We start from the raw sequence: 18,096 nt of genomic DNA, 5'->3' as shown, positions 1-18,096 counted from the left end.
TTTTTGTTATTTATTCTTAAACTTCTCAGTCGCTGCTCTCATCTTCACATTTAAATCGTGATCAATTGAGTCGCGAATATCTCGCTCTACTACTTCCATTTCTTTTTGGAAATTTTCCAAGTAGATTTTCAGTTCTTCTTCTTTCTCTGGTCTTTGTGAAGGTGGTAATTGTACTACCAACGATAACATGGCCGTTAAATCTTTCATTAAGAACGTTTCAAGTTTATGTTGTTGTTCAAACATGCGTTGCTCTTGATAGTACGGAAGTGCATTCAATACTGAAATTGTAATATCATCAACCGTTCTTTGTAATGAAGGATTTATTGAGCGTTTATACGCTTGAATTGTATTTAATGCGTCTGGATAACGGTCATAAAAATACAATTTGTAAAATGATAAGTCTGTCGGTTTTACAGTTTGCTGTGTCTCTTGTCTTAAGAAATCTTTCACTTTCATCGCAGCTACATCAATATCTTCATTCGTAAGCTTTTTCGTAGTTTTTGCCATTACATGCACTTTTTTCTGCTTTTCTTTCGGTAACATCGAGAAGACTTGTTCTCTCGTACGTTGACCTGATGCACAAAATAGAGTATTTAATGTATTTTGTTCTTTCTTTCCTTCAGTGCGAATCCAGCGATAAAACAGTGGATGTTGTGTAAATTCTTGTAGAAACGGTATTGATTTGTTTGATAACTTGTCTAAAGAATCTTGCGCTCTTTTATATGGCTTCGTCCATGAAAAATACAGCTTCCGTCCGAAATATACGACTAAAACAACGACAGTAAATGCTATTAAAAGCAATGTACCGAGTAGTAATAATACTGTTTGAATGAAACTCATTTGTTCACCTCCTCTAATAATCCGTTATTTCCTTGGACGCTGAATGAGTTTCTGCTTCATCTCATCATTAAATGTGTCTAGTTCAATAACGAACTTCTTACTTGACTCGATAATACGTTCTGACGATTTTTCAGATGCTTCAATTGCAGCGAACACATTTTGGAATGATTCACGTAATTTATCCATGCTAATAGCAGGGTTTTCAAGCAATTTTGTCGTTTCTTCTGTATTTTGTTTTAACGCTTGAGAATTACTTAATACCATCGATTCAATTGCTTCATTTGTCGCATTCACTGCATCGATTGTTTTCCGTTGATTTGTTAACGCTAACTGAATAGCAGCTGAAACCGTTACAACGTTTTGCGTCATCGTAATTGCATTACGAATTGCCTCTGTTAACTTTTCATTATTTTTCTTAATAATGTCTACAGATGCGATAGATTGTAATAAAACACTTTTCGCTTGCTGCATATTACGTGTACGTACAAGTATCTTTTCTAACGCATCGTTAATTAATGGAATATCTCTTTGACGTTCTGGATTTTGTTTCTCAGCTTCCAGCATGCCAGCAAGTTTTTTCCCTAAGTATACTTGCTTATCAAGAGCGTGAATTTTATCATGCGATTGCTCTTTAAGCATTTCAAGACCAACTGTATCTTCTTGTAAGTTGTCACGACCAATTAGAAGGGATCTTATAATCTCCTCAATTTGCTTATCTATAGATTGATATTTATGCACGTATGTTTCAAGTGGATTTTTCTTGAATACTTTAAACATAATTTTCTTCATACCACTTGCTTTTAATGAATTCGGATCAAGTTCTGATACCACTTTTCGTAATTCTAACAATGTATTTGGAATTTCTTCGTTCTTTCCATTCATCATCGCTGTTACAGGACGTTTTAATGCTGACAACGTTTGTCCTGCTGCTTGTTGCTCTTTATCTCCTAAATCTCCTAGCTGAGACAATACTTTTGATAAATCTGTATTTTGCTCGCTATTTAACTTTTGTACATAAAGATCAGCTTCTTTATTCAGTTCCTCTAATTCTGCATCTTTTATAACTGTATCAACCACTACTTCTACATTATTATCTTTCACGATCGATACAGGTTCTTTTTTCTCGAGTTCAGTCAACAAAATCGCTCCTTTATTTATATGTGCGAATTTATATGCACTATATTTCATCTATTATATCGTATTTCATATACATTCTGATTGCTTGAAATCGATTTTTTTAGAAATGCCTGTTTATGCAGTCATTCCCTGTTTCTTACTATAAGTATACCTGTAAACAACATAATTTTCCTCAGACTTAAGACCTAGAGAACGACATGCTGAAGGCGGATTCTTCGTATGTTACTATAAATTATGTTCTCCTATCCTTCTGTACTCAATCTTTTGACATACACCCTTTTTCAATGTGATAATTATATTGCGCTCACTCCTATTTCTTCTTGCGCGCTACGAATGCTCCATTTTGAAATGCCAATAACACCGTTTCAAACATTTCATCTTCTTCTATCATTTTTTTAAACTCGGCTAATTCATTTGCATGAGAGGTTGCGTTATCAACAACAAGAAAACCCTTTGGTTGTAAAATGCGTTTTATATGCTCAAGCCACCACATGTATTGCGTACGCTCTGAATCTAGGAAAATAAAATCAAATGAATGATCTAATTGCGCATCTAAAAATGCCCCTGCTTCTTGATTATGAACATCAATCCTTTGTAAAAGGTTTGCCTTTTCAAAATTGACAAGTGCCTCTCCAACTCGTTCTGAAGAAAGCTCTACAGTTGTTACATTTCCATTTGTTTCTTCTACCGCATTAGCTAACCACAATGTAGAATAGCCATTAGAAGTTCCGATTTCTAAAATGTTTTTTGCGCTACACCCTTTTACTAAAATTGATAAAAATTGCCCCATCTCACGAGTAATATTCCGTAATTTTTCTTCCCGTGTTTTTTTATTTCGATCATGCTCTTCTCCATATTGTTCAAGTTGAAATAATAATGAATCTAACGTATCCATTTTTTTCATCGCCTTTCCAAAGCAATATGATGAAAAAGCTCTTGCTGCCCGTCTACTTTCATTATATGCGAAACAAAGACCTTTTTCCTATTATATGACAAAGATTTGAATTTTTTTATAGCATATTGTTTCGTTTTTTGGTAAAGTTAATTTCTACGTGCAATTATTCCATTCATATTATTTCATATTAAAATTGCAGTTATTAAATTATATAAACCCCATTTAAATGAATCGGTATTTCAAATTCAATTAAGCGCCCTTTTCGGACGCATTTTCTTTGTTTATATATTTCCAGAAGAAAGGATGCTTACAAATGAACGTGATTAGCTTAGATGCTGCTCGAAAACGAAAGCAGCATAAAAAATTAATGATTACTATACCGATTATTACACGTATTTATGAAGAAGACGGGGAAATTAAATTTGAGGTAGCTGGCGAAAAAGATGTACCTCTTGAAATGTTGGAAAAATAATAAAAAACGCATTTCTGAAGAAATGCGCTTTTTTATATTTTTACATTTAAATGCATAAGTTTTTCAGGGTTAACCATCATATAAATATTTGAAATTTTCTCATCCTCAAATGCAAACGAAAGAACATAAGTTACTTTATTGTTTATTGTAACTATAACTCCTGGTATACCATTGACCATTTTGAAATCAACAGTGTACTCTTCTGTCAATCGTTGTGCAATCCCAAAGAACAAACGTATATGTTGTTGTTCGGCATAGCGCATAAAATATATTGCGAACCATTGGATCTTTTATTTCATTTTCTGCCCATGTAGTTAGACTCATTTTCGGAACTTCTCCTACATCTAAATTTCCTAAACGAATCATAAGACGTGAGAATTGTACTTTTGCAGACCAAGAAAGTAGTGGTGTTGATAAAATTGAGTAAAAATCTGTTGGGATAGTGAATATATCCCCTTTCCATATTCCATGTGCTTTTGTAGATGGTATTCCACCTGGAAGAGTCATACCAAGCTCATTAAAAGTTATAAACGCTGCCCCGCCTCTATATAAAGCATGTGCACCAAGATTCATGCAGATTCCATTTTTATTTGTAGTCATCCCTCGGCCACCGAATTGACTGGACTTTTCTAATACAATCACTTTCCTTCCAGCTTTCGCTAAATATATAGATGCTGTTAATCCAGCAAGCCCACCGCCAACAATTGCTATATCAAATGTATTCATAATAAAATCCCTCCTTAATCGTTCTACATACAAGACGAACGATTAAGGAGGGATGTGACATAAAAATAAATTTTTATTATCCTACTTTATTTCATTACTTTTTAATTCGATCATATTGCATACGAAATAACTCAATTGCAAATGGAATATCCTCTTCACTCTTTAAATAATAACTGATCCATCCTGATTCAGGTAATACGTGATGTGGTTTTACCAAGCCTTGCTTCACTAATTCATCTCGCTTTAACTTCGGAAATGGTAAATCAGCTAATTTATCACCATGAAGATGGCCAAGTTCTTTCTTGCCATAATTTATTTCAATACCACCAAATCGATGCGGTTTTTCAGAAACACCCGCCCAGCTGAGTACTTCATTTCTAATCATTTCACTAAATGACATGAACATTCACTCCTTATAAATGATTGATGTAATTTTAAATTAACATTTTCATTACTTTTTTCCATCAATCCAAAGTATGAATGGGAATACGAATATAGTTTGGTCTTAACACCTTATTCTTTATGGAATAAGTGAATTTATTAAGCTACCGACAACAGCACAAAACAAAGACTAGACACATATCCTAATTTTGTAACCTAACTTACCTATAGAAAGGCGGGTAATACAATTGACTGCCAACATCGACTATACCTCCCCCACAACCAATTTTACTTATGATGTAAATAAAAGTAATTTTTTTCGGAAAGATGCCCAAAATTATATAAATGTACTTGGTATTAAACAATTAAATACTTTAGAAAATACTTCTTTATTAGATATTTATTTAAGTACAGGAAATGTTGTAGAACCACATATTCATCAAAATGCAGCTGAACTTGTTTATTGTATTTCAGGGTCTGCTGTTGTTTCTTTACTTAATCCATTTACGAATCAAATATTAAACTTACCGATAAAACCCGGGCAAGTTGCCAACATTCCACAAGCGTGGTGGCATTACGAAATTGCTACAGCAAATAATACTCATTTATTAGCTATTTTCAATGCTCCAACTCCAGAAGTTATTTTCGGTTCTGACATTTTAAGGTTAACTCCAGCTCATATGATGGCCCATACTTACTGTCTCAATGAACAACAATGGAAACAAGCGGTTTCCCCTATTCAATCAACTACTGTAATTGGTCCTCCGGCAAACTGCAATCAAAACCGTGAAATGAAAAATTATCCAACCCAGCCCCTCGCTCAACAACATAATCTGTATCACCAAGATTCTTATTACTTTCCTCTTTACTGGGGCTATTAATTTGTAAATTTTCAAAAGAATCATCATTTATCTCCTAGGAAAATACCGAGGAGATTTTTTTATTGTATCTTCTCTTCCTATTAAAAATAGTAACAATTGATAGTGTACATACATATAATATTTATATATTAAATTGGAGGTGATAGTACTATGAGTAATTATAACTATCGAAAAAACTACTCTTATAATAAAAATAGTAGCTCTTCAGCATCCTCTCAATCTTCCAATTCTCAATCTTCCAATTCCCAATCGCAAAGAGAATTAGCCGAGCAAGGCTATGTAAAGAAAAAAGGATGTAACTGTAATAAAAATAAATAGTTTATTTTATGGATGAATTCTTTTTTAAAAGAATTCATCTTTTTTTACTGACCGGAAATTTTTAAAGTTACATAACTTATTACTAAAATGAGAAAGGGTAAATTATACTTTTTTATACGAACTTAACAAAGAGTAATTGTTCAATTGATTTATTACTTATTTCCCCAAAAAATATAGTCCTTCCTAAATTTATTAGGAAGGACTATATACAAACCCCTGTTTAATTTCCTACTAAACATTGTAACAAATTAAACGATATTAATACCTGCACTTACAAATCCAGCAACTGCAGCTATTGGACTTGCTGCTGTTAATGAAACATACAGTAGTATTTTATCTCCAGCAGCTACTGGAATAGCTTCAGCTATGATACCTGATGCTGTAGAACCAATCGCTATTGCGGCAAATGCTGGTGTTAATAAAAGAGGTGCGCCTTGTACTGTAAACGTATTGCTTGCTGCAGGTGCAGTTAATATTTGTATTTGCACTTGAACAGGTGATATTGGAGCTAATGCAGCTGTTGCACTAAAGAAACCTGCTAATGACGTGATAGTTCCTGCACGTGGTGCTACAAATGCATAATCACCTACACCTAATGCTAATGTGATACTAGTTCCACCTGTTAATGCTACACCAGGCTGACTAAATCCAAATCCAAGAAGAGTTCCTGTATTAGCTACTAACGCGTTAACTAACGCAGATGGTGTTGTACCTGAAGCAAATGGAATAATAGCTCCGCCACCAGCTGCACCAGTTGCTCCTGTTAAGCCCGTTGCCCCTGTTGGACCTGTTGCTCCTGTTGCTCCTGTTGCTCCTGTTGCTCCCGTTGGCCCTGCTCCGGTTCCTGCTGGGCCCGTTGGACCTGTTGGACCTGTTGGACCTGTCGCCCCTGGAGTAGCATTGATTAATTGAATTAATAAATTAAAAAGAAGTTGTAAAGTTGCAGAATCAACATTTGAGTTGCAGGATATAGGGATAAGATCTAAAGCGAAGAAGAATTGTGCAAGGGCGCTATAAAATTGTTGCAATAATGTTGACAATTGTCCTAAATTAGGTGCTGGAGATTGTAATAAAACTATAATACTTTGAGTTAATTGTTTCAAAAAATTAACTTCTGGGGAAGGTAATAAGGAATTTAAGAAAATTAAAAATTGATTAAATAAATCGAGTAACACTAATCTGTTTGCATTACTTGGATTTGCAAAAAATGCTGAAATAGCTGATACTAATGAGTTTAGTAAAGTAATTAATTGACTTAATTGTTCCCTAGTAATAGGAACTGACTGTGGATTTTTACAACAATCTGCTGAAAAAACAATCGGATTGCAGTTATTATGATCAAAACAATCATTATGTTTCATTTATTTCCTCCTTACTTTTCTTATAGTTGAGTGTTTTCCTATTCTAAGTACTATAAAAGATGCCATTGAAAAATGTAGTTGAGTTATATGTTTCTCTTAAAATAGGAAACATGAATGATAATCAAACTTGAAAACGTCATTTAATTATGTTCATGACTCACATATTAATTATATGTTTTTAATAATTGACTGCTTAGATTAAATACCTAAACTTAAGAGTTTATTTTATTTTTCCACGTTTATCTCTTAGGTTCAAAGACACATTTTAATTTGAATACAAAAACCGAATTTACGATTTACATATATTCCGCAAGTAACAACATCATTTTTTCATATAAATAAAGAACATTTCCTTACTAAAATTGGGCTCACCTTATAAAGGTGAAGCCGTTTCTATTATAAAAAACTCTCATACAATATAGTGGACAAGTTATTTTATACTTCGTTCTAATAAAATATTGTAAGGAGTGAAAATTAATTGCCTATCATTCAACCATTTATGGCATCTAGAAGATTTACATCTACACTAGGAGCCGGCACAGGTACAGGTGCAGCTTTTGCAATTGCTGCCACAGCTTGTTTAAACGATGCGGGTACTACTGCAACCGCTTTTCCGACTTTCACGTATTACAACTTATATGTGAACGGTATTCTTCAACCAAGCGTGAACTCCAGTGTTACTACTGGTCCTACTGGTGCTATTACAATTCCTGGTGGGGATGCATTAGACGGCGGAATTCCAATTACAATTGAATTTATCGTCACTTAATGTTACCGAATGTAATTCAGAACAAAAAAGACAGATTCCTTTTCACATTAAGAATCTGTCTTTTTTAATTAATAATAATAAATTGTAAAATAATTGAAGAACCTTGCGATGGTGGTTGGTTATCCAATAAAGTTAGTTTACCAGTACTAACTTCATAGAATGGTTGTGGTTGCAGAATTCCATTGATAAACAAATTTACATATGAAACCTCAGTAGGTGATAGTATATTCGTTGTACCATATTGAGCTATGCCATCTGCATCTGTATATATAAGTTTCTCTCCATCTGAAAAAGTGTAATATAGCAAATTAGTTGTTGTTATAGGGCCAATCCCCCCAGTAGGACCTGTTACTCCCGTTATTCCTGTTGCTCCTGTTGCTCCCGTTGCTCCTGTTGCTCCCGTTACTCCCGTTGTTCCTGTTACACCCGTTGCTCCTGTTGCTCCCGTTGCTCCTGTTGCTCCCGTTGCTCCCGTTACTCCTGTTGTTCCTGTTGCTCCCGTTGCTCCGTTACTGTTGTTCTGTTGCTCCTGTTGCTCCTGTTGCTCCTGTTGCTCCTGTTGCTCCTGTTGCTCCTGTTGCTCCCTGTTGCTCCTGTTGCTCCTGTTGCTCCTGTTGCTTCTGTTGCTCCTGTTGTCTCCACGTACTTCCCTGTTGCTCCTGTTGCTCCTGTTGCTCCTGTTGCTCCTGTTGTCCCTGTTGCTCCTGTTGCTCCCGTTGCTCCTGTTGCTCCTGTTGCTCCTGTTGCTCCTGTTGCTCCCGTTACTCCCGTTGTTCCTGTTACTCCCGTTGCTCCCGTTGCTCCTGTTGCTCCTGTTGCTCCTGTTGCTCCTGTTGCTCCTGTTGCTCCTGTTGCTCCTGTTGCTCCTGTTGCTCCTGTTGGAATATATATTGGTGGAAGAGCTGAAAATGTAGGTCCAATATTCTCAGGTTCTATCTTACCTTTATTTATTGATAATTTATCATTCCGCTTCAATTTAATTCCTCATTCCACATATTTTTAATTAACTTACATAAGTATGAGTCTATTATTAAGAAATGCTTTCATAACTATTCTTTTTTCTTTCCAAATGATTCATACAGTTATTAAACATTTTACCGTTGCTATAACTCCTGTTAATATAATAAAATGATAGTTCCATTCCAAAAACACGAAACTTATTGCATTCTAATTTAAAAATGAGGTAATTTATACTCAAGATAAAAATGAAAAAAGAATAGAAAAACTAGTATCAATGGCTCTTGAAATTATTCTTCCATACAGACTTACTGAACCTACCAGAAATACTGGGTCAATAGTTACAACAAACTCTATGTTCGCTAATAATACATTAGGTGATCCCATCACTGTGATATTAGGCGGAACTAATATTCCTCTTTCTAATAACCAAAGCCTCGGTAATTTTACAGTTAACGCCTCAAACGATATATTTACAATTCCTGTAACCAGAAGATATCATTTAACCTATCAAGTTAATACGACAACTGCTCTACTCGCTGGAACAAAACACTATTAAACGCTTCTACTCCACTTCCTGGTTCTATTTTTTCTCCCGCTATATCAACTTCAAATTATAACAATAATTTAATTGCCGATACTACAATTTCACTTCAATTATTCGGCGTATTATACATCGTTAATTTGGTTGGAGGTGGTTCAACAGGTGCCTCTCTAACAATTATACGAATCGATTTAAAAATGATTCATTCTTTTTCTAATAAACATTATTAAATACTAAGTCTGTCATGATAAGAACCTCCCAATTATTTCATAAAAGTGATGGCGCATTAAAGAACAAATTGCACTATATTCATAGTAGAAACTATCTATACTAAATTTTCCGTATATATATTATCAATTTACACTGACTTCCACCGATGTTACATTAAATATGAAGACAGTTTCTTTTTTACGAACCATCTCAATACGTATTTGAGAAACGTACTCCAATCCTATACGCGAGAGCAATACTATGTTGACACTCAGATGAGTGTCTTTTTTTGTGAGTAATAAAAAATAAAAACCATCTCTTAAAGATGGTTTTATCTTTTGTTACTATAAATGTAAACTTATGCAGTTGGATAATAAATTGTCATGCTTAATCGAGTCAAAGATTCCCCTAAATTATAATAAGAGTGTGATCTATCGGCCTTAAAACGAATTGAATCTCCACTATTTAATGTATATTGACAGTTATTCACTTCTACTGTCAATTCACCTTCAAATACCGTAATAAATTCTTCTGCGCCTTCTTTATGCCCTTCTGAACTTAATTTCCCTTCTGTTTCTATTTCTACTGTATACATTTCAAAATGTCTATCATCTTGAAAAGGAAAAGAAGGATACACTTTATATTTTCCATTGTCTTCAGACAATGCTTGAATATCTTTTCTTAAAATCACTTTCGTATCAGGCTGAGGATTGTTGATTAAAGAGGTAAAAGAAACTTTCAAGCCATTTGCAATTTTCCATATTGTTGTTAGTGTCGGGCTTGATTCTCCTCTTTCAATTTGTCCAATCATCGTTTTACTCACACCTGTTAATTGGGAAACTTTTTCCAAACTTAATTTTTCTTTTTCTCTTATAGTTTTTAAATTTTTCGCTAGTATAAGTTGAATTTCTTCCATAAAAAACACTCCCACACTATATACAATATAACGACCGTTATGTATAATAAAAAGCGCACGTTATATTGTTCTTTTCGGTCATTATAACATACAAAAATAATTAGGGGGGTTCAAATGCCTATATTTTCTTTTTTGTTATTTGTATTTATAAGTAGCTTCACACCTGGTCCTAACAATTTCTTAGCTATGACATACGCAAATCAACATGGATTAAAGAGAAGCATAAACTTTTGCTTCGGAGTAGCTTTTGGTTTTTTCATCCTCACTTCTTTATGTAGTTTCTTTAATGTTGTACTACTTAATATCTTACCCATAATCGAATTCCCTTTAAAAATTTTAGGTGTAGCGTATATGTTATATTTAGCTATTAAAATACTTACTAGTAAAAGCAGTACGAATCCCGTTGAAAAAGATAATAAAAACTTATTCACTGTGGGGATTTCTCTTCAATTCGTTAATCCTAAAGGGATATTATTCGGACTGACTGTAGTATCGACTTTCATACTCCCCTACTACAATTCATATTCAAGTTTTCTGCTTTTCTCATTATTTCTAGGTATAGTCGGTTTACTAAGTACATTTAGTTGGAGTTTATTTGGTTCAATATTCCAAAAAATATTAGTAAAACATAACCAATTATTCAACATCATTATGGCTGTTTTATTAGTTTTCAGTGCCGTTTCAATCGTTATACACTAATTCGATGCTCATTTTAGATTTTGTACTTTTTAATACCACTCTTTATCAATCAGACTACTTTATATACTAATCCATCCACATACCCTATGTGGTTTAAAACTTTTAAGAGGAAACCTTCTAACAATAGGTTTCCTTCCATATCATATTAAATAAGAAGCAGGTTAAATACGGAGGTGATTTTGATTAAGACTACTTTAATTTCTCATTTTTACAATGAAGAATATTTACTTCCATGGTGGTTAATGCACCATACAAAGCTATTTGATCATGGCATTCTTATTAATCGTGGATCCACTGATCGTTCAGTTGAAATCTGTAAAACATTCGCTCCTAATTGGGAAATACGAAACTCAAAATCACTCGAATTTGATGCTTATTTAGTTGATCAAGAAGTTATGGAAATTGAAAGAGAAATTACAGGATGGAAAATGGTATTGAATACGACAGAATTCCTGTGCTGTTATAATAAAGAACAATTTTTCAAATCACTTAGCACTATGGGTGGCAATATGTTTTCAATAAGAATGATTATGATGATTGACGAACCGACTCATGGCTACACTAATCCAAGATATAGCTCTCCGCTTGTTAAACAACGTTATCACGGCATAATAATTCAACCTAATCCAAACCAACTATATCTTAACGGTAGATTAATTCACAATAATTCGCACGGGAACTATAGAGTCGGGAGACATGGTTCGCATTATCCTTATATCATTTACATGGAACCTGCTTTTATTTTTAAATTTTTTTATAGTCCATGGAACGATGCAATGAAAAAACGAAAATTACAAATTGGGCCGACTCTTTCTCAACATAGTGTACAGCGTGGACTAGGTTCTCATCACTTAACAACAATTGAAAAATTAGAAACAAAATACAAATTCTATGCAACTTTAACTACGGACCTCCGGTTATTCCCAGAATACCAAATTATATTTCCTGACCTTTATCCTTAATGTCATGAATATTTAGTTTCCACATCCATCCGTTTTTTATTAACATATCAACTCCAACTAAATATTTTTCTCTAGTAGAAATCTGAGCTAGGACTCTTGCTGCGCGCAGATTCCTCTTATTTAATGTCGTATCACCAGCCTATAATCTTTCATACCATTTCATTGAGTACCTGATGTTGGATTAGAAATAAAAAATGGCAATTCATTTGGAAAATTTTCAATTTCAGATTATATACCTTCTAAAACAAAGTATTCAAACAATAGAACCTAAACTAATGTCTTAAGTTATGGCTTTATTTTTTTCTTATTATTCACTTTAAAATCTTTTTATAATAATATTGAAAAATACAGTATAATATAAATTACTGTTCTTTGGGAGGGTTATAATGTCTGATAAGTATAAAATTTTCATTCTTATTGTTACCGCATCTTTTTCTTTCTTTTCCTTAATAAAAGATTTCCGCAACACTTCAAAAAGTTTCTTTTGGGGTAGTTTTGTAATTCTTACAAGCTTCATAATACTTTTAACACTCGCTTTAGATTTAACTCAAATACTCCTATATTCAGCGCAAATTGCGCTTGAAATTATTACAATACCACATAAACTCTTTCTACCATCTGTCACTGAAGCCGCTATTATTTACTAATAAAGTATTTTAATTTTCTTATGCATGCCAAAATATATTTTGGTAAATTTGACACACATTTATATCAAACAAGCATATTTTATTGTATGGTGACTATCTAATAATACAAATTTTAAATTTTTATAAGATCCTTTTATTTTTAATTAAAAATTTACAACATTCTAAAACAGTATGCACATAATATCCTCCATTCCCTTTTTCAACATGAAACTTGTCTCAGAGCGCCTTTAAAAGCGCTCTTTATCTTTAATAAAGGTTTTATTAAAATTTAGGTTAAAAATTAATACCCTATAGTCATAATAGCTATTTACTGTTTCCAAAATAAGTTGCATTAATAATATAGAAATGAAATACCTATAAAAATTATTACTTTACTATTTCTTTAAACATGCTAGTGAGGTGATTTCGATAGATTATCAAAACAAAGATATGTTCATTAACTTTTCACTTTTAGATATTAACCGTATTATTCTCCCACATTCTCCTACTGGAGCTACCGGTTCCACTGGACCTACTGGCTCTACCGGTTCCACTGGACTTACTGGCTCCACTGGCTCTACCGGTTCCACCGGACCTACTGGACCTACTGGCTCTACCGGTTCCACCGGACCTACTGGCTCTACTGGAGCTACCGGACCTACTGGACCTACTGGTTCCACTGGAGCTACCGGGGCTACTGGAGCTACCGGTTCCACTGGACTTACTGGCTCCACTGGGACTACCGGGGCTACTGGGGCTACTGGAGCTACCGGGGCTACCGGGGCTACCGGTTCCACTGGACCTACTGGAGCTACCGGGGCTACCGGGGCTACCGGTTCCACTGGACCTACTGGAGCTACCGGAGCTACCGGTTCCACTGGACCTACTGGACCTACTGGTTCCACTGGATCTACTGGGGCTACTGGGACTACCGGGGCTACTGGAGCTACCGGGGCTACCGGTTCCACTGGACCTACTGGACCACTGGACCTACTGGTTCCACTGGGACTACTGGAGCTACCGGTTCCACTGGACCTACTGGCTCCATTGGTTTCACTGGTTCCATCGGGCCTACTGGCTTCACTGGTTCCACCGGGCCTACTGGCTTCACTGGTTCCACCGGGCCTACTGGCTTCACTGGTTCCACCGGGCCTACTGGCTTCACTGGTTCCACCGGGCCTACTGGCTTCACTGGTTCCACCGGGCCTACTGGTTCTACTGGCTCCACTGGGCCTACCGGGGCGGCTAGTGTAGGATTAACAAACTATCTATATGTTTTTGATACTACTAACCAATCAATTGCAGTAGGAAGTAGTGTTACTTTTAACACAAATGGACCTATAACAGGAACTGCCCTTAGCCACATCACAGGTACTGGAAATATTATAATTAATACACTAGGAACATATGTAGCAGAGTTTCAATTACAAGCTTCTCGCGAAAACCAATTCTCCCTCCAACTAAATGGTACACCAATTTCAGGTGGACGTTTTGGTACGGGGTCACCACATACAATAAATCAAGGTACTGCTGCTTTTACCGTAACAGTTGTTCCTTCAACATTGACTTTAATAAATAACACCTCTTCAGCAGGTACTATCACTCTCTCAAATAGTGATGGTGGCTCTTTAACAAATGTATCTGCAAGTATAAGTATTTTTCAGGTCGGATAATTAATTTGGTTAGAAAAGTAATTCATAAAGTTTACAAATAAAAAAATGAGGCTTCTCTTTTCTAGAGAAACCTCATTTTTTTTATTAAATTTTAAACTGACTCGTATACAGATCAAAATAAAACCCTCTATCTTCCATAAGAGACTCATGATTCCCTCTTTCTAAAATTCTTCCATCCTTTATAACAAGGATTTGATCTGCTTTTTCAATTGTTTTAAGTCGGTGAGCGATCACAAAACTTGTGCGACCTCTCATTAAATTATTTAGCCCTGCTTGTATTTGTAATTCTGTTCTTGTGTCAATATTAGATGTCGCTTCATCGAGAATTAATATATCTGCATCTGCTAAAATTGCTCGTGCAATCGCAAGAAGTTGTTTTTGTCCTTGACTTAAATTCGATCCTTCTGAAGCAATTTCTGTTTCATATTGATTTGGCAAATGCTTAATAAAAGAATGTGCAGATGCTGCCTTAGCTGCAGTGATAACTTCTTCATCAGTAGCATCTAAGCGTCCATAACGGATATTATCCATAATCGAACCAGCAAATAAATACGTATCCTGTAAAACTACTCCTATTTTACTTCGTAAAGAATTAATATCATAATCTTTTATATCTTTTCCATCAATATGAATTTGTCCTTGCTGTATATCGTAAAAGCGAGTTAACAAATTAATGATTGTTGTTTTCCCTGATCCAGTCGGGCCAACTAAAGCAATTGTCTCTCCTGGCTGCGCTTTAAGACTCACTTCTTTTAAAATCGTTTTATTCTCTGCATAGCCAAATGAAACATTCTCAAGTGCAACATGCCCTTGTAAATTTTGTACAACAAATGCGTCTTTTTTATTTTGAATTTCTGGTACCTCATCCATAATCTCAAAAACACGTTCTCCACCAGCAACTGCCGCTTGAATTGTATTCATTAAAGTCGCAAATTGACTTAACGGTCTTGAGAATTGACGAGAATAATTAATAAAAGCCGCAATAACACCTACTGTTGTCATTCCGTTTAAGACCATAACTGATCCAGTCCCAATGACAAGCCCCATACCTAAGTTATTAATAAAGTTCATACTTGGAAAAATAAAAGCTGAAAATGTATCAGCCTTCGTAGCTGAAACTCTTAGCTGTTCATTAATTTTATTGAAATTTTGTACAGTTTCTTTTTCTTTTCCATACAACGTCGTAACATCCGCACCTGTAATTGCTTCCTCAATAAATCCATTTAATTCACCTAAATCTTTTTGACGCTTCGCAAAGTTTTTACCACTATATGCAACTAGTTTTTTTGTAACGTAAAACATAATAGGTACTGTAATTAAAGTTACAATTGCTAAAATCCAATTTAAGGCGAACATCGCAATCGTTACACCTATAAAAGTTAGCGCTGATGAAATAATTTGTACAACACTTTGTGTCAAAGCTTGGTTCAAATTATCTATATCATTTGTCACACGGCTCATTAAATCACCTTGAGAACGCACATCAAAGAACCGTAAAGAAAGCGTTTGGATTTTCTCAAAAATATCTTGTCGTATTTTTTGAATTGTTTTTAATGCAACGTTAATCATGACAAATGTTTGTAACCATGTTAAAAGTACAGTTACACCGTAAATCGCGATAAGTAACATACACATTCTTGCTGTACCACTTAAATCTTTCGGTACAATATATTGATCTATAATGACTCCCATAAAATAGGGACCTAATAATCCAAGTAAAGTAGTAACAACGACTAGAAATATAACAAACATTAGAGCAGCTTTTTGATAGCCCATATAGTTCCATATCCGCATTACAGTTCCTTGGGCATTTTTAGCTTTTCCCATCTTTGGTGTGTTTCGTCCACCTTTATTAGCAAATTGCCCTTGAAAATTACGCATGTTCTTCCCCACCTTCTTTATGCAAATTACCACCTTGGGAAAGATAAATTTCCTGATAAACCTCACTTCGTTCTAACAATTGTTCATGTGTACCATTGCCAACTAATTCACCATTATCTAATACAAGTATTTTATCCGCATCCATTATGGAAGAAATTTTAGACGCAATTAATAAAGTCGTTGTGCCTTTATATTTTGTTTTTAAAGCTGTTTGAATAGTAGCCTCTGATTTTGCATCAACTGCTGATGTAGAATCATCTAATATGAGAATCGGTGGTTTTCTCACAAGTGCCCTTGCAATTGATACACGTTGTTTTTGTCCACCTGATAGATTTGTCGCACCTTGTGTTAAATTATATTGATAAGATTCTTCCAGCTTATTAATAAACTCAGTCGCACAAGCTGATGCAGCTGCTACTTCCAGCTCATCATGTGTTGCATTTTCTTTACCATAACGTAAATTCTCTTCTATACTACCTGAGAACAACAAAGCCTTCTGAGGTACAAACCCTATTGAAGCACGGAGTTTTTGCAAATCATATGTTTTAACATCTATTCCATCTATACATATTTCACCTTGATCCACATCATATAGACGTGGTAACAGTTTCGCTAAGGTAGATTTACCACTTCCAGTTGATCCAATAATCCCTACTTTTTCACCTTTTTGTATGCTAAACGAAATATCTTTTAAAACGTATTCATTATTTTTCGTATAGCTATAACTAACATTTTTAAATTCGATATCCCCCTCGATTTTCTCAGGTTCGATTGCATTAGCTGCGCTTATAATATCAACCTCGGTATTTAACACTTGCTGTACACGATCCGCAGATGGAAAAGCTCGCGCAATTTGAATAAATACCATGCTAATCGACATAAGTGACATTAAAATGATATTCAAGTAATTAATAAATGCCAAAATCGCTCCTACTTGAAGCGTTCCATTGAATACTTTTTCTCCACCAATCCATAATGTTGCGACAATCCCGCCACTTACAACTAGCATAATGATTGGCATCATTAAAGAAATAAGTTGCACAGCTCGAATATTTATCTTCGTTAAATTTGTATTTACACTTCCGAATTGAGCGATTTCATATTTTTGTCTTACATACGCTTTTATAACACGTACACCAGATAAATTTTCTTGTAACTTTGTATTCACTTTGTCCAATGCCTCTTGCACCTTTTTAAATGTACCACTTGCTTTGCTTGCAATTAAAATAATCGCAAGTAATAAAATCGGAACAACTACAAGTAATATTGGAAATAACTCTCTTGCTGTTACAAAAACAATAATTATACTTCCCATAAATAACAGCGGACCACGAACGAGAACACGTAATGTCATTGTCATTGCTGATTGAATGGAAGTGATATCATTCGTCACGATCGTTAATAATTTACCTGTTCCAAATGAATCACGATTATTACTAGAAAATGTTTCTATTTTCGCAAACACATCTTTTCGTATGTCAGTAGCGAAATTAACAGCTGCTTTTGTAGAATACATCATACACCCAAGCCCTCCAACTAAACCGAGTGCTGCTGCTCCTATCATAAGAAGCCCCATTTTTATTACATAATTTAAATCCCGATTTGCAATCCCAACATCAATGATATGTTGCATAATAGTCGGTTGAATTAAGTCCATCGCAACCTCAAGTACCATAAATAGCGGTCCAATAATAGCGAAGAACATGTATGGTTTTAAATACTGTAATAACTTACGAAATGATTTCATACATAATCTCCTTTTCCCATGAAATTACCACTGAATAATTCATATCCCTCCTTATTTAATTGATATTTTTTGTAATTTCTTCATTACTTTTATTATATTAT

The 18,096-nt window shown here is 34.7% G+C and carries 16 protein-coding genes and 4 pseudogenes; 7 read left to right on the top strand and 13 right to left on the bottom strand.

Translation table 11 applies throughout. The annotated features are described in order from the left end of the window. Positions 1 to 6: 6 nt before the first annotated feature. The 3 genes from DN407_RS11470 to DN407_RS11460 form a co-directional block, all read right to left on the bottom strand. The gene (locus DN407_RS11470; protein ID WP_000008378.1) at positions 7 to 840 is read right to left on the bottom strand and encodes a DUF3974 domain-containing protein; all 834 of its coding nucleotides are present in this window, start codon (positions 838 to 840) and stop codon (positions 7 to 9) included. 24 nt (positions 841 to 864) lie between these two features. Next, on the bottom strand, positions 865 to 1,977 hold the full coding sequence (locus DN407_RS11465) for a toxic anion resistance protein (protein ID WP_000137396.1): 1,113 nt from the start codon (positions 1,975 to 1,977) through the stop codon (positions 865 to 867). A gap of 310 nt (positions 1,978 to 2,287) precedes the next feature. Beyond that, a complete protein-coding gene (locus tag DN407_RS11460; protein WP_002005067.1) occupies positions 2,288 to 2,881 on the bottom strand; it encodes an O-methyltransferase in 594 nt (197 codons plus the stop codon). Between the two features lie 304 nt (positions 2,882 to 3,185). On the opposite strand from DN407_RS11460, the gene DN407_RS31610 reads away from it, so the two are divergent. Continuing rightward, complete coding sequence (locus DN407_RS31610; protein ID WP_001100984.1) at positions 3,186 to 3,344, top strand: hypothetical protein; 159 nt, start codon at positions 3,186 to 3,188, stop codon at positions 3,342 to 3,344. A gap of 32 nt (positions 3,345 to 3,376) precedes the next feature. Here DN407_RS31610 and DN407_RS11455 read toward each other — a convergent pair. From DN407_RS11455 to DN407_RS11445, 3 genes and pseudogenes are all read right to left on the bottom strand, one after another. Next, positions 3,377 to 3,586: pseudogene (locus DN407_RS11455) on the bottom strand (RNA polymerase sigma factor SigJ); the annotation flags it as partial. Beyond that, positions 3,576 to 4,070 (bottom strand): annotated as a pseudogene (locus DN407_RS11450) (FAD-dependent oxidoreductase); the annotation flags it as partial. The pseudogenes DN407_RS11450 and DN407_RS11455, both read right to left, overlap by 11 nt. Before the next feature lie 94 nt (positions 4,071 to 4,164). Then, positions 4,165 to 4,470: a luciferase domain-containing protein gene (locus DN407_RS11445; protein WP_000010319.1), complete on the bottom strand. Its 306-nt coding sequence runs from the start codon at positions 4,468 to 4,470 to the stop codon at positions 4,165 to 4,167. A 229-nt stretch (positions 4,471 to 4,699) separates the two neighbouring features. Here DN407_RS11445 and DN407_RS11440 point away from each other — a divergent pair, with 229 nt between their 5' ends. Continuing rightward, the gene (locus DN407_RS11440) at positions 4,700 to 5,332 is read left to right on the top strand and encodes a cupin domain-containing protein (protein ID WP_000126334.1); all 633 of its coding nucleotides are present in this window, start codon (positions 4,700 to 4,702) and stop codon (positions 5,330 to 5,332) included. A gap of 566 nt (positions 5,333 to 5,898) precedes the next feature. Here the strand turns inward: DN407_RS11440 and DN407_RS11435 are convergent. Next, on the bottom strand, positions 5,899 to 7,011 hold the full coding sequence (locus DN407_RS11435; protein WP_098518585.1) for an exosporium glycoprotein BclB-related protein: 1,113 nt from the start codon (positions 7,009 to 7,011) through the stop codon (positions 5,899 to 5,901). Positions 7,012 to 7,489: 478 nt separating this feature from the next. Between DN407_RS11435 and DN407_RS11430 the strand changes: the two genes are divergently transcribed. Then, positions 7,490 to 7,780, top strand: coding sequence for a DUF4183 domain-containing protein (locus tag DN407_RS11430; protein WP_001121647.1), 291 nt, complete (start codon positions 7,490 to 7,492; stop codon positions 7,778 to 7,780). Positions 7,781 to 7,844: 64 nt separating this feature from the next. Here DN407_RS11430 and DN407_RS32925 read toward each other — a convergent pair. After that, positions 7,845 to 8,755: pseudogene (locus DN407_RS32925) on the bottom strand (DUF4183 domain-containing protein). A gap of 259 nt (positions 8,756 to 9,014) precedes the next feature. Here DN407_RS32925 and DN407_RS11420 point away from each other — a divergent pair. Further along, positions 9,015 to 9,511 (top strand): annotated as a pseudogene (locus DN407_RS11420) (BclA C-terminal domain-containing protein). Positions 9,512 to 9,849: 338 nt separating this feature from the next. On the opposite strand, the gene DN407_RS11415 reads toward DN407_RS11420, so the two are convergent. Continuing rightward, entirely contained in the window at positions 9,850 to 10,407 is a 558-nt protein-coding gene (locus DN407_RS11415) for a helix-turn-helix domain-containing protein (protein ID WP_000391308.1), read from the bottom strand. A 114-nt stretch (positions 10,408 to 10,521) separates the two neighbouring features. Here DN407_RS11415 and DN407_RS11410 point away from each other — a divergent pair, with 114 nt between their 5' ends. The 3 genes from DN407_RS11410 (at position 10,522) to DN407_RS11400 (ending at position 12,715) form a co-directional block, all read left to right on the top strand. Continuing rightward, entirely contained in the window at positions 10,522 to 11,106 is a 585-nt protein-coding gene (locus DN407_RS11410) for a LysE family translocator (RefSeq protein ID WP_001121281.1), read from the top strand. A 179-nt stretch (positions 11,107 to 11,285) separates the two neighbouring features. Next, positions 11,286 to 12,068, top strand: a complete 783-nt coding sequence (locus tag DN407_RS11405) for a glycosyltransferase family 2 protein (protein ID WP_149216260.1) — start codon at positions 11,286 to 11,288, stop codon at positions 12,066 to 12,068. 386 nt (positions 12,069 to 12,454) lie between these two features. Then, positions 12,455 to 12,715, top strand: coding sequence for a hypothetical protein (locus DN407_RS11400; RefSeq protein ID WP_001281135.1), 261 nt, complete (start codon positions 12,455 to 12,457; stop codon positions 12,713 to 12,715). Positions 12,716 to 13,131: 416 nt separating this feature from the next. Here the strand turns inward: DN407_RS11400 and DN407_RS31605 are convergent, their stop codons facing one another. The 4 genes from DN407_RS31605 to DN407_RS11385 all read right to left on the bottom strand — a co-directional run bounded on the left by DN407_RS31605 (position 13,132) and on the right by DN407_RS11385 (position 17,995). After that, the gene (locus DN407_RS31605; protein WP_179955814.1) at positions 13,132 to 13,662 is read right to left on the bottom strand and encodes a DUF4573 domain-containing protein; all 531 of its coding nucleotides are present in this window, start codon (positions 13,660 to 13,662) and stop codon (positions 13,132 to 13,134) included. Between the two features lie 5 nt (positions 13,663 to 13,667). Beyond that, positions 13,668 to 13,922, bottom strand: coding sequence for a DUF4573 domain-containing protein (locus DN407_RS31965; protein WP_218954580.1), 255 nt, complete (start codon positions 13,920 to 13,922; stop codon positions 13,668 to 13,670). A 529-nt stretch (positions 13,923 to 14,451) separates the two neighbouring features. Beyond that, on the bottom strand, positions 14,452 to 16,248 hold the full coding sequence (locus DN407_RS11390) for an ABC transporter ATP-binding protein (RefSeq protein WP_001243556.1): 1,797 nt from the start codon (positions 16,246 to 16,248) through the stop codon (positions 14,452 to 14,454). Further along, positions 16,241 to 17,995 carry an ABC transporter ATP-binding protein gene (locus tag DN407_RS11385; RefSeq protein ID WP_149216259.1) on the bottom strand — a complete coding sequence of 585 codons (1,755 nt, stop codon included), beginning with the start codon at positions 17,993 to 17,995 and terminating at the stop codon, positions 16,241 to 16,243. The genes DN407_RS11390 and DN407_RS11385 overlap by 8 nt, the downstream gene beginning before the upstream one ends. Between the last annotated feature and the right edge of the window lie 101 nt (positions 17,996 to 18,096).

This window comes from Bacillus sp. JAS24-2 (assembly GCF_008274905.1).
In the GTDB taxonomy this organism is placed as follows: domain Bacteria; phylum Bacillota; class Bacilli; order Bacillales; family Bacillaceae_G; genus Bacillus_A; species Bacillus_A cereus.
This window is presented reverse-complemented; position numbering and strand designations above follow the sequence as displayed.